The following is a 24,249-nucleotide window of genomic DNA, read 5'->3' as shown; positions in this document are numbered from 1 at the left end:
ACTATTAACAATCATATCAATTTATAATTTAGAAAATGATAAACATCGTTGTATATTGCATCGTGGAGCTGTTTCCGTGTCTTTTGTTTTCCATCCAAACAAATTATGCCGTCTCCAGGAAGTTCTTCTTCTAATATCTCGTAGGCATGAGGCTTACATAGCTGCACGAAGCTAAAATGCGTTGCATCAGGGTAGACTTTATATTGCACTGAACCACGTGGTAACTTCCTTGCGATGTGCCCTGACTCTTTATCGGCAGACAAACCATCAATAGAGCCTCCTTCAACAGAAAAGTCACCGATATCAATGCCCGCCCCCAGAACCAACACTGGTTGGTTAATTTGCTCTAAACTTTGGTCAGAAAACGAGTGCGCTGCCCCTAAATCAAGGCTCACAAACGATTGAATACGGCGGTCTTTTAATACACGATCAAGAGGCTTGGCAATGTCTAATCTCATTTCCTCAGCCACACTTTCTACACGAGGGTTTGGATGGTTATCGTGATATTGACGCATCGACGCGTAATCGACTGTCGCCCCCGCCAATAACATCACTGTCCAACCACCTAACGAGTGTCCTATGACGCTGATGTCCGATTCGTCGATACTTGCCTGCCAATCGCTATCGGTTTGGAGCCAATCCAATAATCGAGACACATCTGCGGGACGTTCCCACCATTGTTCCGCATCGATTTTATCGTGTCGAAAAGTTGAGGTCCCCGGATGATCGACAGCCGCAACTAAATAGCCTTGTTGGACCAATCTGGTCGCCAACCAATTTAGATTGCGCCAATGTCCGCGATAACCATGGGAAAGTAATACAAGAGGGAAGCGTTCTAGTTTTGGAACCGCATTTTTAACTGCATACGTCCCCTTAAACGCAATATTGTCTGCAATCTTAGACTGCGGCTCGCTCTGTTCTGTGGGGTACCATATCGTTGCGTCTAATGGACGCGAAGAGTCGGAGTAAATGGGGACATGCGTCAAGCCCACGTTATCCGCTATTGCAGACGACATCAGTAAACTCGTCACCAGCCCTGATAAAAGAGCCTTTATAAAGGTATTCATTGTTGCTCCCGATAAGAAGGTTAAGTCAGTAGCAACAATGTTGGTTTTATTCTCGTAAACAGACGACCTAAAAGAGGATTTAGGTCGTTCTAAAACCTGTTCGAGGACATTTCACAAGTCTCTATTATTTATTAGGGTTCGGCACCACAGGACAATTAACAACGATGCGGGAGCGATTAATGGTCACGAGACCTTTACGCTCAGCCGCGTAGATATCCCCTTCTGATTTCAGCTCATACGCTTTTTCAGGATCCGTCCACTTCACCCAGTACATAAGCCAGAGTGGAGAATACTGCGTGTCGGTACTTTTCGGCCCAACAGGCCAAGGAGCAGAAGGAAACACATTGCGTTGCTCTCCGCCAGGAAAACCATACACTCGTTCTAATGCTGTTTTGACTCGCGGCGGTTTTGGATATCGCGGAATAGCATCCCGCAAACGCGGCGTATAGTTGGCGTTCATCTGCTCAGCCATCTCTTTGTCTGATACATCAGTCGTAATATAAAAGACCTCTTTACCCTCATACCACGCTGGAAATACTGGCATGCTCATCTGCATGGGCAAGTCTTTATAAGAGTTTGAAGAACAGGCTGTTAGCAATACAGCAAGCAAACAGGACAAAGCGATCTTAATTTTCATAACACTTCCCTTAGTGGCTACGTTGATATAGCGGCGACATTGATACGGATAATAGTGACACTTTCTTTATGAATGCCTTTGGAATATGAGTATAGAGTCTTTGTTGTTGGATTCTAAGATTTTCTTACACTCAATTCGCCAATATCTTAATACGTACCCTTGATTAAGGTCACGTTGCGACATGAACAATTCCGATACAGTCTCACCAGTACTTTGAATAAGCGGCTTCTCAAAACATCTTAATAGAGAATTCCTTAGTAGAAAGGAGCCTTAGTAGACATCCATTCGTGTAATACACTCATTAGGATTTGTATTGTATGCAATCACCTCATGTTCGTTTAATACCCGCTTCTCTCTCCGTTCTATCCGCCTTAATATTGTGGTTTATTGTCCCGGTACCCGATGGCGTTAATGTCAATGCTTGGCATTTACTCGCTCTGTTTGTCGCGACGATTATCGCCATTATTGGTAAAGCCATGCCAATTGGTGCGGTTGCGCTTATTGCCATTTTCTTTGTCGCTTTCACTGGCGTAACCAGCAACAGCCCGTCTCAAGCAATCAAAGATGCGTTGAGCGGTTTTTCAAGCTCTCTTATTTGGTTGATTGGTATTGCCATTATCATTTCGAGAGGACTCGCGAAAACCGGTTTAGGGCAGCGCATTGGCTATTACTTTATTTCGATCTTTGGCAAACGTACATTAGGCGTTGGTTATGCTTTAGCTCTTTCTGAGTTGGTACTCGCTCCCGTCACACCGAGCAATACGGCACGAGGGGGTGGGATTATTCATCCTATTATGAGGTCCATTGCCGAGAGTTTTCATTCCTCCTCTGAAGAAGGGTCCCAACGAAAAATTGGTCACTATCTGGCTCTCGTGAATTACCATACCAACCCCATTACGTCCGCCATGTTTATTACTGCGACCGCCCCAAATCCTCTGATCGTAAAGCTGATCGCTGATGCCACCGGAGCAGAAATCAGTATCTCTTGGGGTACGTGGGCATTGGCGGCTTTACTTCCAGGATTGCTATGTCTATTACTCATGCCATTAGTGCTCTACTTCCTCTATCCTCCCGAAATTAAACACACACCGGATGCGACAAAGTTTGCCCAACAAAAATTGCGAGCGATGGGGAAAACCAGCACCCAAGAGAAGATCATGATCGCGGTGTTTACTCTACTTCTCGTACTCTGGACAGGACTGCCTGCGGCGCTGTTTGGTGATGACTTTAAGGTACACACTACGACGACTGCGATGCTAGGGCTCAGTGTGCTTCTCGTGACTGGCGTACTGACATGGGATGACGTTTTAAAAGAAAAATCTGCTTGGGATACAATCACTTGGTTCGCCGCCCTGATAATGATGGCAACGTATCTCAATAAACTTGGGTTAATCGCTTGGTTTTCTGGCGTTGTCGAAACAAACATTACTCATCTTGGGCTGGGGTGGATTCCTTCTATTTCAATATTGGTCTTAATTTACTTCTACACACATTACTTTTTTGCCAGTACAACCGCACATATTACCGCCATGTTCGCCGCTATTTTCGCTGCTGGCATTGCGCTGGGTGCGCCGCCTCTCATACTCGGCTTACTTATGGCTGCCGCTTCTTCTTTGATGATGTCTCTGACTCATTATGCAACTGGCACCTCTCCCATTATTTTCGGGTCTGGCTATGTTTCAATGGGCGATTGGTGGAAAGCAGGCGTTGTTATGAGCGTGGTAAATCTCGGAGTTTGGTGTATCGCCGGAGGTCTATGGTGGAAAGCGCTAGGGTATTGGTAGTACTTCAAAAACAAGGCGTATGTCGATCACAATTACCCGAGGGCTCATCCTAATACATTGTTTAAACTAAAGAACATGTAATGTTTTATATTTATATTGAAACATTATTCATATATCATCCGAAGTTTAAAATTTATGTAAAAATAAGGATGATATATGGAATTTAAAAAACTGTGTATAGGTGCTGGTTTGGTATTAGCTTCGACAGTATCTATGGCAGAAATGCCTGAGTTTGGAGCACAAATAGGATATGCATCAGGTGGTGATAAATTAGCAACAGCCACATTTATGGACGGTTCAACGGAATCTTTGTATGCGGGCTCAGGATTTACTATCGGTGCTTTTCTAACAGCCCCTATATCAGCAGAGAGTGACATTGATTGGAAACTCGCGATTAATTATCTTAACGACTCCATTGACGCAGCGAACGGCGAAATTAGCTTCAGCCGCTTTCCAATAGATGCGTTAGTTATAAAGAACTTCGAAAAGTTCAAACTTGGTGGTGGTATAACCTACCATTTAAATCCAACCTTGGATCTAGACACTCCAAGCTACAATGAAAAAACAGATGCAGATAATGCACTTGGATTCATATTAGAAGGTTCGTATATGCTTACACGCGACGTTGACCTTGGCCTTCGCTACACCAATATCGAATACGACTTCAAGAATGCGCCAGCATTTGACGGTTCTCATGTAGCAATCAATTTAGCGGTTACCTTTTAATAAAAGGCATACGCAAATAAATAGAAGGGTGCTAACTCACCTTTCTATTTAAAGCCCGTCCCTTGTTTCGCATATTTATACACGGTATTGCGACTTACGCCTGCCGCTTTCGCCGTCTTAGAAACATTGCCGTTGAACTGCCCTAGCAGTTTGGGAATTCTCACGTCTAGGCTTTCTTGCTTTTCACCCTCAACTTGGTTTGAAGTCAAAAGCTCATCCGTTTCGCCGCTCTGAAGATCGTCAAAAAAGTCATCCGGCAAATGCCAATCCTCTAATACATCGCCGTCGGCCATCGCCATACCAACTTTCAATACGTGAACCAACTGACGCATGTTTCCCGGCCACGGATGTGAACTCAGCAAGGTCAACATTTCACCCGTAAGTAATGGCGCTGGGTCTTCTAGTCGTAATCGGTCGTGTATGTAAGAAATAACCTCTCTCTTATCCATCCGATCTCGCAATGAGGGCAACTCGATATTCAACCCGGAAATTCGATAATACAGATCTTGTCGAAATCGACCTTCGTGAACCTCCTGTTTTAGTTGTCTATTGGTTGCGGAAATCAGTTTTACATCAACGGGGTAGACGTCGGTCGAACCTAACGGTGTGACGACTCGCTCTTGTAACACTCTTAACAATCGGGACTGAACCGCCATCGGCATTTCACCAATTTCGTCTAGAAATAACGTGCCTTTATGCGCGCGTCGTATGAGTCCAATCGACCCTTTACTTTGTGCTCCGGTAAACGCGCCTTTTTCATAGCCAAAAAGTTCAGATTCAACCAATTCTGATGGGATAGCGGCACAGTTTACCGCCACCAGCATTTGAGCCTGCCGCGAGCTATGATAATGCAAACTGCGCACGAAGATTTCCTTACCAGCCCCGGTTTCTCCATGAATCAGAATTGGAATGTCTTTCTCCATAATTTTATGAGCTTGCTTAACAACACGGCGTACTTTTTCGTCGCCATGCTCTAACTCTTCCAATGGAACAACATTTTCGGGCAGTAATCGCTTTTCTTTCGCGGGTTCAGGTCGAGGAGCAGCGTTAGGCTCGCTCAAAGTGGTTTCAGGTGCCACATACCCTTCCGTTTTTCGAAAATCAGGGATTCGCATAACAGGTAAAGCAGGCGGTAAGACATTGACATAAAACTGGTAACGACCGAGTGCTTTCAGTTTCATTGGGATATTAGTCGGTTGATGCTTGATTTCGCGCATTTCACAATCAAATACCTGAGCAATATTCAGCAAAGCTAAGTCTCTGGCTAGGACAACTTCTGCGCGACGATTCGCGGAGACGATGGTGCCATTCTCATCCAACACAAGCACCCCTGACCAATGACTGTCCAAACTGATGAGGTTGGTATTAAAAGTGAGAATGAAATAGTCTTTTTGAAAGGCGGCGAAGATCAGTCGATTCTCCACACTAAGTGACATGAGTTTGACCATACCCAGTGTGTGATCTTGAGGTAGATAGGCATCTGAGGAGATGTCGAGTACGCCAACAACGTCATTTTGCGAGTCGTAAATGGGAGAGGCAGACCCGACCATAAAGCGATTCGCACGCAAGAAGTGCTCGTCTCGCCCAACTTGAATCGCCTGCCCTGTAATCAAAGCGGTACCAATGGCGTTCGTCCCGACGCCTTCTTCGGTCCATTGATTACCACCGACTAAACCATGACTCTGGCCATACCTGTCATCACGACCAAAGCGGTTTTTGCCCCACGTATTCAAAACATGGCCTTGATGATCGGCCAGTACAATCATACAGGAAGAGTTATTTAGGATGTTTTCGTAATAAGGAAGAACTTCGTTTTCCGTGGTTTCAAGAAGACTACGATGCTGATCCAAAAGATCATGTAATTCACCTTGCGGAAGCGTACCAAAATCCGGTTCCGACCCATGATCTAACCCAAACTGCTCACAACGAAACCATGACGCTTCAATTTGCGACTTATGTTCCGCTTCAACGTGATCAGTACAGCCATCTTTTGCGTCCACGCAGGCACGCTCTGATTCCGTAACAGAGTCCATCGGCTTACTCTCTGATTGTGCTTTTTGTTGTTTTTCTTTTTTCATTCACTTCTCTGCATATCTTTTACGCAAAGAGCGACAAGCCATTGAGGAGTCTGCCAGCAACGAAATCTATTCTCAACTCCTAAACGCATTGTGCGACTAGAAAGCCGGAACATCAATGAAATGTTACCACTTTTTCCTGAACCATCTTTTGCCTGTGCGCATAGCCAATACTGGATAAAATACTGCTAATCCTTCTCTAAAGAACAAAAGCTAAATCAAATCAATCGTCTATACTCCAGCTTGCGATTTTTCTTTAAGTCCATTTAGATAAGGAAGACTATGAAAAAGATACAGATTAGAAATACCCTAAAAACAACGTCGATCGTATCAATGACAACATTGACCCTAATTGGTTGTGCTGCCCACACTCCGGATAAAGATAACGAATCGGTAGCAACGAGCGCTCCGATAGAAAACGTTTGCATAGGCACAACGGATTTACCCGATTCGCTGTCACCCTACTTCGAAGAAGTGCAAGACGAAGCCTTATTAACACAAACGCTTGGCCAACCAGAGAAAGGCATGCTCTGCCAAGGTAAAGTTTATCAAGCCAAAGCAGATACCCAAGTCCCGCTTTATCGCGCTTGGAATAGCACGAACCCTCACAGTCAATTCGGTAAATGGTGGGCTTTTAGTCAACCGGAAGGGCTCGTCTCTAAATATCGTTCTGATTACGAAATCTGTTACCAGTGGTCACCGCTCGACAAACTGGTCAGCTGTACGCTCAAAGCGGGGACGAAAGTGGTTGTAGGGAATGGTCAAAGCGCTATGTGCTCGAAGTACCTAACGTACGACGTCTCGCAATCTCAGCAAGTTTACTTAACGGAAGCTGAGCAATCCCTGAGTAACTGTGACGTAAAAGACGCTGCCTTCTCTTGGGAATAAAAAGCGTAGAAGAAATAGAAGTCCGATTACTAGAAAGAAAAAAGTAAAAAACGCCCTAAACTTGTCGAAGCCGCCTTCCTCCGGCAAGTTTAGGACTCGTCTCCAACAACCTCAAGCACCTACCTCCATACGTTAACGACAAAGCAAACGGTCTCAAAAACTGAACACTCTACTGAACACTTTTTTCGTTTTTGAACATATGTGAACACCTTACCTCCTCAGCTCTTCGCTCTCAGAGAATATCCAGAAAGATAAAAATAAACCATAAAAATCAATTCCTTAAAAATCACTCAATCATACTTTTCAAATATGGCACAAACATTGAAATACAAGTATTGAAACTGCTCTTTGAAAGAGTGTTTTCGAAAACAAAAATAACGTAATCGTGTTCATGTGCGAAAAGCGACAAGCCAGAAGCGAATCATTCATAAACACATTTATCCGCATCATTGTGGCGGCCATAACAAAAACAAAAGGTTAACAACAATGTCATTAACGCTAGAAAACGTTTCTCGCGTTGTCGAAGGTGAAACTTGGATCTCTGACGTCAATCTGACATTGGAACCAGGTTCGTTCAACGTCCTACTGGGCAGAACGTTAGCCGGTAAAACAACGCTAATGAGATTGATGGCTGGGCTTGATCGTCCAACCAAAGGCAAAATATTGATGAACGGTGTCGATGTCACCGGCGTGCCTGTTCGAGAACGAAACATCTCAATGGTGTATCAGCAATTCATCAATTACCCCAATATGACGGTGTTTGAAAACATCGCGTCGCCCTTACGTCTCGCTAATCTGTCGGAAACAGAAATAGACAAACGCGTGCATGAAACCGCAGAAATGCTGCGCATTGAAGAATACTTGGGTCGCTTACCACTGCAGCTGTCTGGAGGGCAACAACAGCGTACAGCAATGGCCAGAGCACTGGTCAAAGACTCTCAGGTTATTCTATTCGACGAACCTCTTGTGAACTTGGACTACAAACTCAGAGAAGAACTCCGCCAAGAATTGAGAGCCTTGTTTAAAGCAAGAAATTGCATTGCAGTCTACGCCACAACAGAACCAAATGAAGCACTCGCACTGAGCGGTAACACCGCAGTGTTGCACGAAGGTCGTCTTCTACAGTTTGGTGAAACCGCTGAGGTTTATCACCAACCTCAAAACATTATTACAGCGGAAATGTTCTCTGAACCGCCTATTAATGTGGTTCCCGGAAAAGTCACCGAGACGGAAGTTACGTTCGATGACAAAGTTCATTTTCAGCTCAATAATGATTTGCGAAGCCTGCCTGCGGGGCAATATCAATTTGGAGTAAGAGCATCACACATTGGCTTGGTCCCTCACAACGATGACGATTTAGAACTGCCTGTCCAAGTGGATTTAGCAGAAATCAGCGGCTCTGAGACGTTTCTTCATGTCCACAATCCTCACTTTGATTTGGTGCTGCATTTATCAGGGGTTCATCAGTATCAGGTAGATCAAGAAATCAAAGTCTATTTTCCTACGCATAAGCTGTACGCCTTTAACGACCACGGCGACATGGTGCATGCCCCAGCACGTATTGGAGGTCTTTGATCATGGCAGAAATTACACTCAATGCCTTGGCGCATACCTACAGCGATTCGCCTACCAAGCCCGAAGATTACGCCATTAGACAGATGCAACATGTGTGGCATCAAGGCGGAGCCTATGCGCTTTTGGGGCCGTCTGGCTGTGGTAAGTCGACTTTGCTCAACATCATATCGGGGCTGCTTGAACCGTCGGACGGAGAAGTATTATTCGATGGCAAGCGCGTGAATGAACTAAAGCCAGAAGAGCGCAATATCGCACAGGTTTTCCAGTTTCCCGTGGTATACGACACCATGACGGTTTACGACAACTTAGCTTTTCCACTTAGAAATATTGGTGTTCCTTCCCATAAAATTCGCTCGAAAGTTCTGGAAGTGGCCGAAATATTAGAGTTGTCAGATCAACTCAAACGCAAAGCCAAAGGTTTGTCGGCCGACCAAAAACAAAAAGTTTCGATGGGACGCGGCCTCGTCCGAGACGATGTGTCCGCCATTTTATTTGATGAACCGCTCACAGTCATTGACCCTCAGCTCAAATGGAAACTGCGCCGTAAGCTGAAGCAGATTCACGAACAATTCAATATCACCATGGTCTATGTCACACACGACCAGCTTGAAGCGTCGACCTTTGCCGATAAAATCGCGGTTATGTACGACGGTCAGATCGTGCAATTTGGCACACCAAGAGAACTGTTTGAGAACCCTGCTCATACCTTCGTAGGTTACTTTATTGGCAGCCCAGGGATGAACTTCTTTAATGCAACGTTTAGTGCCGGTTCTCTATCATTCGGTAAGCATGTCATTTCGATTCATTCGTCGTTAGCAAATCACCTCCAACAGCGTGGTGATATTACCGATGTGAAAGTTGGTATACGTCCAGAGTTTGTTCATGTCTGGGACGGCTTCAATGACGACGCTTACGAAGTGGAGGTCGACTATGTCGAAGACCTTGGCACCTACAAAATTCTGTCCTTCATTTTCAACGGCATCACAATGAAAGCACGACTCAGTGAAGATCAGAAAGTGCCCGTTGGCAAAGCCTATATTAGCTTTCCTGAGCAATGGACCAAGCTCTACATTGACGAATACCTTGTTGAGCTAGGCTCTGAGGCTCAATCCGAACATGAGTCCGAACACCGATCCGAAAGCCCATCACAAGGTTCTGAGGAGGCCGTAAATGAATAAGGTTGAAAACAATAAAGCTTGGTGGCTTGTCCTTCCGGTTTTCATCATTGTCGCGTTTTCCGCCATCATCCCGTTGATGACGGTCGTGAACTACTCGGTTCAAGACATTTTCGATCCATACACTCGGTACTTTGTTGGCACAGAGTGGTTCAAACAAGTGATGACAGATACTCGCTTACACGATGCACTGGGGCGTCAGTTTATTTTCTCATTCACGATTTTATTGATTGAGATTCCGTTAGGGATTTTGGTTGCCTTAATGATGCCCACCAAGGGAAGAAGCGCCTCGTTAGCATTAATCCTTGTCGCCATCCCGCTCTTGATTCCGTGGAACGTAGTGGGAACTATTTGGCAGATTTTTGGACGTGCCGACATCGGCTTATTTGGCGCATTTCTTTCGTGGCTAGGCGTTGATTACAACTATGCGTCTAATCCCATTGACGCGTGGATGACGGTCGTCTTGATTGACGTTTGGCACTGGACACCACTCGTTGCCTTGCTTTGCTACTCGGGCTTACGCGCCATTCCAGAAGTCTATTATCAAGCCGCTCGTATTGATCGGGCCTCTCGCTGGGCGGTGTTCCGGTATATTCAGCTCCCTAAACTGACCAATGTTCTGATCATAGGAGTACTTCTGCGCTTTATGGACTCCTTTATGATCTACACCGAGCCATTTGTGTTAACGGGAGGCGGACCCGGCACGTCCACCACCTTCTTAAGTCAGTCTTTGGTTCAACAAGCCATTGGTCAATTCGATCTTGGGCCTGCAGCAGCCTTCTCGCTGGTGTACTTCCTTATCATTCTGTTGGTGTGTTGGGTGTTCTATACCACCATCATGAACATGCAAAAAGACAAATAGGAGGCGATGATGTCAAACCCAAGCCTTGTCTCAGAAACTCAAGATAATGGCGTTTCAAAGAGACGCCTTTCAGAGACACCCAACACGGAAAAACCTCGTCATCAACCGCTTGCAATGCAAGCCCCGGTAGTAAGTCACGCACAAAAGAAAGCGCGTAGAGCCGTGTGGCGTGGACGAATCGGATTAAACCTCTATTTAATCCTTTTACTTCTACCGATCTATTGGTTGATTAATATGTCTTTTAAGACAAACACCGAGATTCTTAGCGGCCTTTCGCTGTACCCTGAGCATTTCACATTGGATAACTATGCGAAGATATTTGGCGACCCCACCTGGTACATGGGGTACGTCAATTCAATGCTGTATGTGTCCATGAACATGGTCATCAGCTTACTCGTCGCTCTGCCAGCCGCCTATGCTTTTAGCCGTTACAAGTTCGTCGGCGACAAACATATGTTCTTCTGGTTGCTGTCGAATCGGATGGCCCCACCAGCAGTGTTTCTACTGCCGTTTTTTCAGCTGTATTCATCCGTAGGTTTATTCGATACTCACATCGCGGTCGCGTTAGCGCATTGTCTCTTCAATGTCCCGTTGGCGGTCTGGATCTTAGAAGGGTTTATGAGCGGTGTTCCTCGTGAGATCGATGAGACAGCCTATATCGACGGCTACTCATTTCCTAGATTTTTTGTACGTATCTTCATTCCCTTGATTCGGTCTGGTATCGGTGTGACGGCTTTCTTTTGTTTTATGTTCTCTTGGGTTGAGCTATTGCTTGCTCGCACACTCACGTCTGTTGACGCAAAACCCATTGCCGCCATCATGACTCGTACCGTTTCCGCGTCCGGAATGGATTGGGGGCTATTAGCCGCCGCTGGCGTACTCACAATCGTACCCGGCATGCTGGTCGTTTACTTCGTTCGTAACCACATCGCCAAGGGTTTTGCCCTTGGTCGAGTATAGAGGAGAAGCACCATGGTTTGGATGTCTTGGACCTTACCCACTGCCCTATTCTTTGGCGGCATTGCACTCATTCTTGTGGCAATGACCACTTGGCAAATTGTTTCGCCGTGCGTTGAACGCAAGGGCTTTTTGCCCATTGTCACATCACGGGGAGACAGACTGTTTATCGGCCTGTTAACCAGTGCCTTTATCCACCTGACTTTTGTCGCGCTGACAGAAGTCGCCCTTTTGGTGGCCACCGCCCTGTCCGTTATTTGGATGATTATCCTAATGCGCTGGGGTTAAGGACGAAGCAGCGAAATAGGCAGGAAGCTTAAGAGAGTGTTCATAAAAATAAAGAAACTTAATGTTGAGGTAAAAGATGAAAAATAAGAAAAAAATCGCCCTAGCAGCATTACCTTTCGCCGTAATGATGCATTCCGCATCTGTCTGGGCTGATGCCTATTCCGACGCGGCGAAAAAATGGGTATCGGACGAGTTCACGGTCTCTACGCTATCGAAACAAGAACAGCTTAACGAGCTTTCTTGGTACACAGACGCTGCAAAACGTTTCCGAGGTATGGAAATCAACGTCGCCTCTGAAACATTAACCACCCACAAATACGAGTCTCAAGTATTGGCGAAGGCCTTCGAAGAGATTACGGGGATCAAAGTCAATCACGATTTGATTCAAGAAGGGGACGTGGTTGAGAAGCTACAAACACAAATGCAGTCTGGCCGTAATATCTACGATGCGTACGTTAACGACTCAGACTTAATCGGCACGCACTTTCGTTATGGTAAAGTCGTTCCAATCTCCACCATGATGACAGGTGACGGCAAAGACTACACGTCACCAACGTTGGATCTAGCCGATTTTATCGGTTTGGATTTCACCACAGGCCCCGATGGCGTGCTATACCAACTGCCAGATCAGCAGTTCGCCAACTTGTATTGGTTCCGAGCTGACTGGTTCGCCCGTGACGACCTGAAAAAACAATTCAGCGATATTTATGGCTATGAACTAGGGGTGCCTGTTAACTGGTCTGCCTATGAAGACATTGCAGAGTTCTTTACCGATCATGTCAAAATGATCGATGGCGAACCCGTCTACGGTCACATGGACTACGGTAAAAAAGACCCTTCACTGGGTTGGCGCTTTACTGATGCATGGTTCTCAATGGCTGGCGCGGGTGACAAAGGCATTCCAAACGGTTTGCCTGTCGATGAATGGGGTATCCGAATCGAAAACGGCTGTTCTCCAGTCGGCTCAAGTGTCTCCCGTGGAGGCGCAACCAATGGTCCAGCCGCCGTTTACGCGACAACCAAATACGTCGACTGGTTACGTCAATATGCGCCACCAGAAGCACAAGGCATGACCTTCTCGGAATCTGGGCCGGTACCTGCGCAAGGCAGTATTGCCCAGCAGATATTCTGGTACACCGCCTTCACAGCCGATATGACGAAACAAGGCTTGCCTGTCGTTAATGATGACGGTACACCGAAGTGGCGTATGGCGCCGTCTCCAGTGGGGCCATACTGGGAAGAAGGCATGAAGAAAGGTTATCAGGACGTAGGGGCTTGGACGTTCATGAATTCCACACCAGAAGATCGTCGTTTAGCAGCGTGGTTGTACGCTCAGTTCACAACGTCGAAAACCGTATCGCTAAAGAAAACCCTTGTCGGATTAACCCCTATTCGCGAGTCCGATATCAATTCACCTGAAATGCAAGCAGCGGCACCGAAGCTCGGCGGCTTAGTTGAATTCTATAAAGGGCCCGCACGTAAAGAATGGTCTCCTACAGGCACCAACGTTCCAGATTACCCTAAGTTAGCTCAGCTTTGGTGGCAATACATATCGCAAGCCGCCAGTGGTGAGGCAACCCCGCAGGAAGCTCTGAAGGGCTTGGCGGCAGCACAGGATAAAGTCATGCAACGACTTGAACGGGCAAATGTTCAAAAAACCTGTGGTCCTAAGTTAAATGAGCCACGTGATGAGTCCTACTGGCTTAACCAACCCGGTTCACCAAAAGCCAAACTTGCTAATGAAAAACCACAAGGCGTCACAGTGAATTACGAGGATTTGATTCGTTCTTGGGAGTAAACGCGATGTTGCACCTAGTCGCTCCAAGCGTTAGGTAAAACCTGAGAAAAAAGTAGCAAATCAAAAAGGGTCAACGGACATTTGTGCGTTGACCCTTTTTTTTGTTCATTACAAATTTGTATAGTTCCTGAATGTCTGATGTGACTTTGGCATACTAGAGTACCAACCTCGACAGGATGAACTTCTCATTCACACACGAGGAATTGAACATGAAAAAAGTACTCATCGTTGCCATCACCGTTTTTGCTTTGTCTATTACGAACGCAACAACCGCATGGGCAAATCAGCCCGCTGCTGACAAACAAGTAAACGTCGCCGAGCCAACAATCACCATAGTGGAAGCAAAAGAAATACGTGATTGGCTCTGTGAAAGTCTCACTAAAGTAGGTCATGTTGTCGATGCCTTTGATAAAGGCAGGGAAGCTTTAATTGCCGCCTCCACACGCGACTATCATGTGCTCATTTTAGATTGGATGGTCCCTGATCTAGATGGTATTGCCGTATTAAAAACACTGCGTGCAGCCAAAATAAACACCTCTATTATGATGCTTACCGCCCTCGGTGACGTCGATGATCGAGTCACAGGGTTAGAGGCAGGCGCAGACGATTATCTCGCAAAACCGTTTGCCATCTCTGAGTTACTTGCTCGGATCAACGCACTGGGAAGACGTACATTGTCAACGTCAATGGAACAACAGCAAGACACCACGCTAGTATATGAAGACCTTGAACTGGATCTGTTGGCGTTAAAGTGCCACAGAGCTGACGAGAATATTCTCTTGAATACCAAAGAAATCAGGCTACTCGAAACACTGATGCGTAACCAAGGTCGGGTAATGACACGCTCAATGCTGTTAGAACGAGTGTGGAATATTGATTTTAACCCTGAAACCAGTATTGTAGAAACTCACATCAGTCGACTAAGGGCGAAAGTAGATAAGCCCTTCCCCACATCACTGATCCGAACCGTTCGCGGAGCAGGATATATCTTTGGCAATTAATGCAGTGATCAGCAAGCTATTCAAAATGAGTGCGGTCCGCTATGCCATGCTCCAGTCCGTTTTTTTTATTGTCTTATTAGTGCTCGCCAGCGTCATTCTTCAGCGTCAAATCACCTTTCAAGCCTACGACGATATCGATCAAGAACTCATCCTTTTTGCAGAAGACCTAGCGATTAGTTTTGACGAAGCGGATGGCATGCCCAAGTGGTATACGCTAGGAGAGGATGAACTGGTTGTAAACAGAATCGACCGTTTTCGTTCAGATGACAATAAGGTTTATGGGCTAATCAAACACGATGTCTTTAACACAAACGGATTTTCGACACTTCCTGACGACCAATTATTCGAAGCGCGATTCTTACGAGAGCTCTATATTGACGAATTTTTTGGTGGTACATCGGGTGAGTTTTACTCAGAGCTCAGCGACATGACAGAAGGACATCACGAACGATATCAACTTAAACAGCAACAATGACGCAGCGCCCATAACAACAGAACTCATATCAGCGCAAGATATCGATTACGCAAGCAATTGGCGTGTTTATGTCGTTGACGTAAAAGGAGGCAAAATCGCCGTTTACATGTCAATAGATGAAACCAACGACGTACTCAACCTAATCCCCTCAATCGTTTGGCCTATTGGTATTCTGCTGGTCATCACGCCCCTAATTGGCGGGATTCTATTCGGCTCGTTCCAGCAAAAGAGACTGGCCCGTATCTCTCACGGCCTAAAACAAATTGCGGGGGAAATCTATCCGTTCGCATGGCGCCGAAAAATCAACGAGACGACATTGATGAACTAATGACACATCTTGATAGCACGACAGAAACGCTGGATCGCTCCATTACGCAAATTAAACACAATGCACAGCACTTTGCTCACGAGCTGCGCACGCCGATGACCCATTTAAAAAATGAACTGGAACTGGCTAATGAGACCGTTGACTTATCGCGAGCACTCAACAAAGCTGATGACGTCATTCGTATTTTTAATGCGGTTCAGCGTATAAACCGACTGAGTAATCGACACGTTTTAGAGCGACGAGAAGAGGTCTCTCTCAATGACGCCGTCAGTACCGTATCCGACTTATATAAAGAGGTTATTGAAGATAACGATAAGGCCCTAATCACGGCGACCAACGCAACCAAAAACATCATCGCGGACCGCCAATTGATCACACAATTGCAGTGTAATCTCGTTGAAAACGCCATGCGCTATGCAGGTGAGCACGGCATTCATATGAGGAAACGCCCTTATAACGGCCGCAGCCCGCAAAGAAGCCGCCGGCCTGCAAAAAACCATTAAACCGCAAAGAAGCGACACTGATTCACATACCAAAAGGGAACCATTTAGCGGTACCGCCTACTTAAAGTTCAAACACTTCTTTAGGTATGACCACCGTGACAATACCCACGCCGACCAATGCACTTGTTAGATCTCATACGTTTTCGCACACTCGGTCGTCTGAGCCTCATCAAAGACCAGTAAACGGGCAGGATGACACAGACAGCCAGCTACGTAAGAATCAGCTCAAGAAAAGGCTCATTGATCTGACTCAAACGGAAAAAGCACTCCAACAGAGTGCGCATCGACATTTACGTTTTGATCATACGGTGAATTTAGAAGGTGCAAGCGGTGCAAATTACTCGCAAAGCCGCAAAAACGACTTAGCGAAATTAAAAGGTACGGAAGAGATTGTCGCCCAATACGGACTCACCTTCGCATCGCCTGATCGCCCTTCAAAAGACCATCTAAACCAGCTGACCCTTATTAACGATTTGGAGTCGGATTATCTTAGGGACAATCCGTCTTTTGACTACAAAGATGCATGCGATGCGGTCTATCGGTCGGTTTGTGGTCGCCGTAAAAAACCCGCGCTGTTCGTGAACAGTCGTCATGCGGCCGGACAAATCCTAGAACATTTCAGAGGCACGAAAGACATCAGTGGCACGCCTGAACAACACTTAGAGAAGCACTTAAAGCCACTAAAAACGGGGATGTACGCGCTAGAGTTTCAACATCAAGCAAGTGTTGGCGCCGCTCGAAAACTAGTGGATGTTTATGGCGCACGACCTTCGGCCTTTGTTGTCACCTCGGCGACACAAAGCCAGCGCTTCGTGCCGGACCCTAAGATAAATAATCAAGATCTACTGGATTCGTTTCAAACGCTCTCGCACAATGTCAGCGATCGGCTTAGAGCTATCCCTGATGGCATCGGGTCTGCTAAGCTGGCTCACACAGCGGCAGATTTAATCGACCAGCTTATCGACGTATTCGACGCAAAAGCGACGATGGATGTCCATGCACAAAACCCTATTTTGGCAAACAGTTTATCGTCCATGAAGGCCATTGCGGACTCGCTCCCCGAACTGTGTCACGACAGTCGTAAGTTTAATAATGCTTACCAAGCGCTGATAGAGGAGCTTCAGGTTAGTCTAAGTACCACAAAACCTTATGACAGCGACGACTTGCATCAGATTTCTAAAGCATTACTCAGCTCAGACGCTTTACCCGCTTCCGTTCCCGAGCCTCGCGTCCATCTTGCCAGCTCAGGCATGGGTGCATTGACTCTGGCATTTGAAATTGCAGAACACCTTACTGGCAACCCAAACGTAGAAGAATTATCGACATCCAAACATGGTACAAGCCCCGTCTACTATGAAGTAGAGCAACTTCGATACCACCGTATGGTTGAGTCTGACAATGCCGCAACCGTCTACGCGACACTCAATCACAGCACGCCTAGAAAAGCAGGCGATCTAGCGTGGGACATTGATGCAGTCTCCTCTGCGTTAAAACAAAAATTAAGGCAAACAAACCAACACAGCACGGCTAACAACGCTATTACAAACAACAGCACAACAAGCCAACCGCTGTATTGTATTCTCGACGCGACGTTAGAAAAACGAGGGGACATAGACACGCTATGCCAGCAATTCGGCGACGACATTGCGCAAAATAAGCTCAAAATCATCGTCTGCAAGAGTTATCAGAAATTCGCTAACCTGGGCACAGCAAAAGTCATGGCAGGAGGAATCGGTATACTGTCCGCTGATGATCCTGATTTAAAGCGAGCCAACGACTATTTGAACGGCATAGAGAAAGACATAAATTTGATGGCCAACAACGATGGCCAGTTACTGACTCTCCTTTTAGGCTGTCGAGATCACGAGTTTAATCTCGTCGATAGGGCAGTAGAAAACAGCACGTTTACCGCTAAACATCTGTTTAATGGAAAAACAGAGCCGGATAATAAGAACCTATTTAACGGCCAAAAGGTTCATCAAACATTCGATTATAGTGAAGCTCATTTGCCCTTTGGGCTGCTCACTCAGAACAGTCAACCCCACTCACTGTCCTTAAATCTCGAAAGCGGTCAAAAAGACATTCCTCTGAACCGAAACAGTCACCTAAGCGGTTTATACACGCCCGCTCGTGACAGCTTCGGCTTCAATCAAACAACCCGCACTATGATCCCCGTAGACAATCAACAATCTGTTCGTCTGTCTTTTGGGCAAGAGAGTCAAGCGGAGCTGGTTGAACAGTTTTACGCGCCGAGCCTCTTAATGAAAAAAGACAAGCAAGCTTGGAGCTGCCAACATGCACGAACACTCATACATGATCTGGCGAATGAAGCAATAAAGTCGGTGCGGATTCCACCGCACGTCAAACCCGCTCTATGGCAAAAGCTGCATGTTGCAGGCCAACTCGAAAAACCGAAAACGTCGGATGCAGAACGGCTGACACTCTCCCCAGATTCCTTACGACTAAAACAGCTTCAAAATGGAGAGCGCGGTTTAACGCTCAATAAAATAACGTCCGTAATCAATCACCTTGGGGAAATGATTACGCGATCAACAAAACCAGAACAATGGACATTAGGGAAAGACAGACCCATCGTTGACGAGCTGTTAAATGGCTTGATTCAGTCTGGCCTACCTGGCGTCTCTTCTGCTGGGCGATCAGGTGTGTTGGCACTGCAAGCACACATGAGCATGGCTGATATGAAAAGTGCGTCAAAAAATCAGCGATTACGAGGGCTGCAATCGCTTACCTCGGCCATTCTGCGACTTCCCGGTTGGTCGGGAACACCACAACAACTCCTCGCGATCCCGGATGAGGTTTTCCAAAAAGCTACACCTTCCCAAAAAGAAACCACGCTGAGTGCCCTGTTCAGTACGCTAGACAACAGCACACAACTCAATTTAATGCAGCGACTCGCTGACAAAGGTGACCTAAATAAGGCGACCGCTTGCCTAGAACGGTTCGAGAAGCGCGAACATACGGCAGCTGAAAGCTTCCATTCAACGTCAGGCGGTGATGTCCAAACCATCAGCGATGCGAAACAAAACAGAATGGACAGCAAACTCAGTCAGCTCAGAATGGATCTCGGCTATAAAAGCTAACGTTTCACGATCCGCTCGCTTGCCTGCAACATCGAATGCAGCAAAACATTGGCGCCCGCTGCGCACTGCTCGGGTGAGCTGTATTCGATTTCGTTGTGACTAATGCCATTTTCACACGGAATGAAAATCATCCCCGTCGGCACTAGATCCGCCATATAACAAGCATCGTGCCCCGCCCCAGAATAGATATCCATATGACTATAACCGAGTAACTGCGTCGCCGCTTTTACATCATCCGATGCACTAAACTCAACAGGGGCGAAGTACCAAAATGGGTCCACCTTGATATCAAGGTTCCGATCTCGCGCCAGTGTCTCACAAAAAGAAATCAACTCCTGATGCATAGTAAGCAGTGTGTCTGACGATGGGTTGCGCAGTTCCGCGCTGAAAGATACCTTGCCCGGTATGGTATTTCGAGAATTCGGGTAAACCTGCATAAATCCGGTTGTGCCCAAGCCATTCTCATGTCGCAATGCGATTTGCTCTAGTTCTGCAATGATTAGAGAAGCTGGCACCATCGCATCCTGTCGCAAATGCATGGGCGTCGTACCAGAGTGACTCTCTCGTCCGTTCACTTCAACATTGTACCAACGAATACCTTGACCTAGGCGCACGACGCCAATGGCTTTATGTTCGTCTTCAAGTATAGGGCCTTGCTCTATATGTGCTTCAAAAAAGGCTCCTATAGGACGACTGCCTATTTCTTCCTCTCCTAAGTAACCAATTCGTTTCAGTTCATCGCCAAGTCGAATACCATTTGCATCGGTTTTGTTTAACTCCGTCGCTAAATCAAATCGACCTGCATACACACCGGAGCCTTGCATCGCTGGTTGAAATCTTGACCCTTCTTCATTAGTCCAAACGGAAAACTCCATAGCTGTGGGCGTTTGTATGTTATTTTCATGCAGTGTTCGTAGCACCTCGACACCAGCCAGAACGCCAAACACGCCATCAAACTTACCCCCGGTAGGCTGCGTATCTAAGTGACTGCCTGTTGCGACCGCAGGCGCATGGTTATCATCTCCCGCTCGTCTGGCAAATATATTGCCTATTTTATCGATATAAACATCGCAACCCGCTTCTTCACACCAAGAAACGAATAAATCTCGCGCTTGCTTATCGAGATCGGTTCCTGCAAGCCGATTGCAACCTCCTTTTTTTGTGGCACCGATTTTAGCCATTTCCATCAAAGACGCCCAAAGACGTTCCTGATTGATCCGTAAATCTGACATTTTTTCACTCCCATCCGCGATAGAGAATAAGCAGCAACAAGCAGGCCAATTTAAGACATAGGATCGACTAGAAACGTGCGTTCTGTTCAAAACGCACTCTATAGGAAGAGCGCAAAAGAACACAGCACAGGAAAAAAGAAATTCAAAAGAGTGAATTTAAAATTTAATAGAGAGCATTTGATATTCGTCTGTGCGGAGAGACGAATATCAAAGAAGAGGACGTGTGAGGTAAGAAGGCGAGAGGTGCGCTAATCCGTATACTGAACCAGTTGTAATTCGTTTCCTGACGGATCGAGAAAAGTCGCTAGCCATCCCCCCCAATTTTGTTGCTCTGGCAGGCCCTTAAACTCGACCCCCGAAGAACGCAGTCGTTCGTATTTTTCAGTGATATCACAGGTATCAAATGACAACCCGGTAAATCGACCAAGCAGTGATTGCTCGAATTCCGGTTCATTTTCTGAAACCGATTCCAGTATGAGCTTTGTTTTCCCTGTATTAAAAATACACACTTGAGCGTCTGGGTTGTAACACTCTAGCGCTAGCCCTATGTTCTCATAGAAGGCCTTTGCATCTTCAATATCGCTAACGAAGACACGAGCCGCACTTAGGTTCATAACTACCTCACAGCATTAAAATTATTCTAATGAATGTTATTTTAAACATATCAGCGATTAATGCTATAAGCCTGCACGAAATGGGGTTATATCATGGAAGAACAGTAACAAATGGCTACCATTTAAACATTGCGCTATTCTTTCTCATTTTTAAGAGAGATATAAAGTACACTGATAATAATCATAGCTGCACCAACCATTTGATAGGCACTTAAAGACTCATTCAACCAGACACTCGCGAACACTGCACCAAAAAGCGGCTCGCTTCCCATTAGCAATGCCACTTTGGTAGAGGACACCTTCCTCACCGCGTAGTTTTGCGCAAAGAACGCAAACAAGGTTGCGAAAATAATCAAATACGCCGTAATCAACCAGAAGTCCTGCGAAGACGGTAGAGCAAAAGACACATGTTCGATCCTGATTCCAGCGAACACAGCATCATTAAACACAGCCGCCAAAACAATCGCCCCCAATGACACAATGAACGACTGCGCCGCGGTGAGACTTAAGGAGGTAATTCTTCTCCCCTCTACAAGATATTTGGTGGTCGTCACCATTACGGCTCTTAGAAAAGCGGCCATCAGTATTAAATAATCACCACTGTTCAGATCAAAAAGCACCGTCAGTGAAAATCGCTCTGTGGCATCCAGTCGATTAAACGCCAACAATGCGACACCGATGACACTGGTGATTGAAGTCAAAAACAACGGTTTAGACACCCACTGTCGACGAGTCAAACTCTCAACAAACGCTGTCATTATCATGGAGAGGCTAATTAAAATCGCCGCATTGGTCGCGCTTGTTAACGCAATTCCCATTACTTCACACAGAAAGATTGAAAGCAGAATCACACCAGTTGGAAGTGATCGCACCCAGTCTTTGTTCAGCCCTTGCCATGATGCTCGTAGCACATGTGGCAGTAACAATAGAAACGTAATGCCAAAACGTAATGCGATAAAAGTAAAAACCCCAGTATAGAGCAATGCTTCTTTCGTTAGACCATAGCTCGTGCCCCACACAATCGCTACAGCGAGCAACATCAACTCCGTGAGCGGCAGTTTCGTTGTTTGAAAATAGTATTGCGTTAATCTCATTGTCGTTTCTCCATCTCAACGCTCACACATAAGAGCGTCATGGCATATTAATTGATATCTTTAGAACAACAATTGGGTAAAAATAGAAAACTGTATTGCTCAAGTAGCATTAATATTCGACTACGTACGACATAATAAAAACACGAGGCCTCTTTTCCTATGACACCGAATCAATTGCTTGAACTGCTGCCCGAGTTAGCCGTATTCGTCGCTGTCGTAGAAGAAGGCAGCTTTACCAATGCTGGGAAGAAGTTAGGTTTACCTCCCTCTTCCATCAGTCGGACAATTTCAAAACTCGAAACCGGTTTAACGACAAAATTATTGGAGAGAACCACTCGCCGTGTTGCGGTGAACTCAATCGGACGAGAAGTATTTGAATCAGCAAAGAATATGCTTAACTCGGCAAAGTCAGCGGTAGACATAACACAGTCTCGACAAAATCACTTAACCGGTGAGCTACGCATCGCCGCGCCCAAAGCATTCACAAAGCTCATACTGGCCTCGATCGTGTTTGAGTTTATGGAAGCGAACCCAACATTGACCCTAAAAGTCACTGCATCTGACCATATTATTGATCCTTCTAGTGGTGAGGTCGATCTCATTTACCGATTAACCAACCAGCCTATCGACGGCTTGGTGGCACGAAAAGTAGCTAATGTTAAACAAGTAATATGTGCCAGCCCAACTTACTTAAAGCGAAAGCAAATTCCCTCTAGACCGGAAGACCTGACCCAACACAACTGCATATCCCTCGGAGAGTTCGAAGGCGACCATATCTGGTACTTCGATCAGTCAGGGCATACGGAAAAAGTGAAAACTCAGGGAAATTTTTCCAGCAATCACTCAGAGATTCGCAAAGAAGCGGTACTCAGACACATGGGGATTTCAGCGTTCCCAGAGTTTGCAGTAAAAGAAGAGTTAGAAAGTGAAATGTTCATTCCATTACTACAGGACTGGCATTTTTCAGGAACCTATCAAGGTGAGGTGTTTGCACAATATTCACAATCCAGATATGTTCCCATACAAATTCGTCGCTTTATTGAGTTTTCGACACCACGAATCGCGCATGTACTCTCAGACGATTAAACACCATTTCCGAGGCTTATGATGCTCCCGAACCCTTTACTGCACATGGACTTAAAATCCCTAACGGGGCTCCTATACCTGTTGGAAGAGCGGAATGTGAGCAAAGCGTCGGATCGTTTGTTTATCAGTCAGTCCGCCATGAGTCGCCTACTTAACCGCCTTAGAAGCGCATTTAACGACCCTTTGTTTATACGAACCGCGACAGGAATGGAACCCACGGCCACTGCATTAAGGCTTGAAGCGCCTGTTAGACAGATGATCGAGCAATTGTCTCAACTCGCTCAAGATCAAGAGTTTATACCAGCCAACTCCAACCGAACATTTCGAATAAAGACGTCCCATTATCAATCACAAGCCTACCTGCCATTTATCGCAGAGCGCTTTTATACCGAAGCACCCAACGCAACATTAGAAACCAGCGCGTTTAAAGGAAACATCGCGGTTGATGAAACGGACTCTCTAATCGATGTAGTTTTGTTCAGTGAGCTTTTTATGTTGCCAAATCATTACGATGTCGAGCGTTTAGGTCATGAACAATTTGGCTGCGTTATGTCTAAGCAACACCCTCTTGCCAATCAAGAAAGCATTAGCCTCGAAGATTACCTCTCTTACAAGCATGTGCTTGTAAACATTGGTCAAAACGCCAAAGCCATCACGGATTTTGCCTTGGGCGAACACGCCAAAAGGCGTCATTTTGCTCTCAAAACACCTTACTTTACCGCCGCTCTCGAAGCCGTCGGAAAAACCCAATTGTTAATGACAACGAGCAAACTGTTAGCAGAGCGCTTCAAAGACCCGTTCAGTTTAACGATTCAAAAGCTGCCTTATGAGTTCAAAAACACCAATTACTCCATCGGCTGGCCTAAAACCGTTGCGCAAGATGCAGGCAGTACTTGGCTCAGAAACCTCTGTCGCGATGTTGTACTTGAGCACATCCCGTTCCCTAACATCTAACACCTAAGAATCAAACGCCAAGCAATCTA

Annotated in this window: 21 protein-coding genes; 15 read left to right on the top strand and 6 right to left on the bottom strand. The window is 46.0% G+C overall.

The window, feature by feature from the left end:
- Positions 1–11: 11 nt before the first annotated feature.
- On the bottom strand, positions 12–1,067 hold the full coding sequence (locus MARME_RS01935; RefSeq protein ID WP_013659587.1) for an alpha/beta hydrolase family protein: 1,056 nt from the start codon (positions 1,065–1,067) through the stop codon (positions 12–14).
- Between the two features lie 124 nt (positions 1,068–1,191).
- The gene (locus MARME_RS01930) at positions 1,192–1,704 is read right to left on the bottom strand and encodes a DUF7482 domain-containing protein (RefSeq protein ID WP_013659586.1); all 513 of its coding nucleotides are present in this window, start codon (positions 1,702–1,704) and stop codon (positions 1,192–1,194) included.
- A gap of 317 nt (positions 1,705–2,021) precedes the next feature.
- On the opposite strand from MARME_RS01930, the gene MARME_RS01925 reads away from it, so the two are divergent.
- Positions 2,022–3,488, top strand: a complete 1,467-nt coding sequence (locus MARME_RS01925) for a DASS family sodium-coupled anion symporter (protein WP_013659585.1) — start codon at positions 2,022–2,024, stop codon at positions 3,486–3,488.
- Positions 3,489–3,644: 156 nt separating this feature from the next.
- A complete protein-coding gene (locus MARME_RS01920; protein ID WP_013659584.1) occupies positions 3,645–4,214 on the top strand; it encodes a hypothetical protein in 570 nt (189 codons plus the stop codon).
- Between the two features lie 44 nt (positions 4,215–4,258).
- Here the strand turns inward: MARME_RS01920 and MARME_RS01915 are convergent, their stop codons facing one another.
- Positions 4,259–6,292: a sigma-54-dependent Fis family transcriptional regulator gene (locus tag MARME_RS01915; RefSeq protein WP_013659583.1), complete on the bottom strand. Its 2,034-nt coding sequence runs from the start codon at positions 6,290–6,292 to the stop codon at positions 4,259–4,261.
- Positions 6,293–6,571: 279 nt separating this feature from the next.
- Here MARME_RS01915 and MARME_RS01910 point away from each other — a divergent pair, with 279 nt between their 5' ends.
- The 11 genes from MARME_RS01910 to MARME_RS01855 all read left to right on the top strand — a co-directional run bounded on the left by MARME_RS01910 (position 6,572) and on the right by MARME_RS01855 (position 19,240).
- Positions 6,572–7,177 (top strand): hypothetical protein, encoded by a 606-nt coding sequence (locus MARME_RS01910; protein WP_013659582.1) that lies wholly within the window; start codon positions 6,572–6,574, stop codon positions 7,175–7,177.
- A gap of 486 nt (positions 7,178–7,663) precedes the next feature.
- Positions 7,664–8,752: an ABC transporter ATP-binding protein gene (locus MARME_RS01905; RefSeq protein ID WP_013659581.1), complete on the top strand. Its 1,089-nt coding sequence runs from the start codon at positions 7,664–7,666 to the stop codon at positions 8,750–8,752.
- Positions 8,753–8,754: 2 nt separating this feature from the next.
- Entirely contained in the window at positions 8,755–9,930 is a 1,176-nt protein-coding gene (locus MARME_RS01900) for an ABC transporter ATP-binding protein (protein ID WP_013659580.1), read from the top strand.
- Complete coding sequence (locus MARME_RS01895; RefSeq protein WP_013659579.1) at positions 9,923–10,789, top strand: carbohydrate ABC transporter permease; 867 nt, start codon at positions 9,923–9,925, stop codon at positions 10,787–10,789. The genes MARME_RS01900 and MARME_RS01895 overlap by 8 nt, the downstream gene beginning before the upstream one ends.
- Before the next feature lie 114 nt (positions 10,790–10,903).
- A complete protein-coding gene (locus MARME_RS01890; RefSeq protein ID WP_041648121.1) occupies positions 10,904–11,749 on the top strand; it encodes a carbohydrate ABC transporter permease in 846 nt (281 codons plus the stop codon).
- Positions 11,750–11,761: 12 nt separating this feature from the next.
- Positions 11,762–12,034 (top strand): DUF2160 domain-containing protein, encoded by a 273-nt coding sequence (locus MARME_RS01885; RefSeq protein WP_013659577.1) that lies wholly within the window; start codon positions 11,762–11,764, stop codon positions 12,032–12,034.
- 76 nt (positions 12,035–12,110) lie between these two features.
- A complete protein-coding gene (locus MARME_RS01880; protein WP_013659576.1) occupies positions 12,111–13,832 on the top strand; it encodes an ABC transporter substrate-binding protein in 1,722 nt (573 codons plus the stop codon).
- Positions 13,833–14,041: 209 nt separating this feature from the next.
- Entirely contained in the window at positions 14,042–14,833 is a 792-nt protein-coding gene (locus MARME_RS01875) for a response regulator transcription factor (RefSeq protein ID WP_013659575.1), read from the top strand.
- On the top strand, positions 14,823–15,308 hold the full coding sequence (locus tag MARME_RS01870; protein WP_041647731.1) for a hypothetical protein: 486 nt from the start codon (positions 14,823–14,825) through the stop codon (positions 15,306–15,308). The genes MARME_RS01875 and MARME_RS01870 overlap by 11 nt, the downstream gene beginning before the upstream one ends.
- Before the next feature lie 288 nt (positions 15,309–15,596).
- A complete protein-coding gene (locus MARME_RS01860; RefSeq protein ID WP_148230987.1) occupies positions 15,597–16,139 on the top strand; it encodes a sensor histidine kinase in 543 nt (180 codons plus the stop codon).
- A 95-nt stretch (positions 16,140–16,234) separates the two neighbouring features.
- Complete coding sequence (locus MARME_RS01855) at positions 16,235–19,240, top strand: hypothetical protein (RefSeq protein WP_013659574.1); 3,006 nt, start codon at positions 16,235–16,237, stop codon at positions 19,238–19,240.
- On the opposite strand, the gene MARME_RS01850 is transcribed toward MARME_RS01855, so the two are convergent.
- The 3 genes from MARME_RS01850 to MARME_RS01840 all read right to left on the bottom strand — a co-directional run bounded on the left by MARME_RS01850 (position 19,237) and on the right by MARME_RS01840 (position 22,180).
- Entirely contained in the window at positions 19,237–20,472 is a 1,236-nt protein-coding gene (locus tag MARME_RS01850) for a Zn-dependent hydrolase (RefSeq protein WP_013659573.1), read from the bottom strand. The two genes, MARME_RS01855 and MARME_RS01850, sit on opposite strands and share 4 nt — an antisense overlap.
- A 248-nt stretch (positions 20,473–20,720) precedes the next feature.
- A complete protein-coding gene (locus MARME_RS01845) occupies positions 20,721–21,086 on the bottom strand; it encodes a VOC family protein (protein WP_013659572.1) in 366 nt (121 codons plus the stop codon).
- 134 nt (positions 21,087–21,220) lie between these two features.
- Entirely contained in the window at positions 21,221–22,180 is a 960-nt protein-coding gene (locus MARME_RS01840) for a DMT family transporter (protein WP_013659571.1), read from the bottom strand.
- 159 nt (positions 22,181–22,339) lie between these two features.
- Between MARME_RS01840 and MARME_RS01835 the strand changes: the two genes are divergently transcribed.
- Both MARME_RS01835 and MARME_RS01830 read left to right on the top strand, forming a co-directional pair.
- Positions 22,340–23,266: a LysR family transcriptional regulator gene (locus MARME_RS01835; protein WP_013659570.1), complete on the top strand. Its 927-nt coding sequence runs from the start codon at positions 22,340–22,342 to the stop codon at positions 23,264–23,266.
- 18 nt (positions 23,267–23,284) lie between these two features.
- Positions 23,285–24,220, top strand: a complete 936-nt coding sequence (locus MARME_RS01830) for a LysR family transcriptional regulator (protein WP_223295001.1) — start codon at positions 23,285–23,287, stop codon at positions 24,218–24,220.
- The last annotated feature ends 29 nt before the right edge of the window (positions 24,221–24,249 follow it).

This window comes from Marinomonas mediterranea MMB-1 (genome assembly GCF_000192865.1).
Taxonomy (GTDB): domain Bacteria; phylum Pseudomonadota; class Gammaproteobacteria; order Pseudomonadales; family Marinomonadaceae; genus Marinomonas; species Marinomonas mediterranea.
The sequence above is the reverse complement of the archived record's forward strand: the minus strand, read 5'-3'. Positions and strand labels throughout refer to the sequence as shown.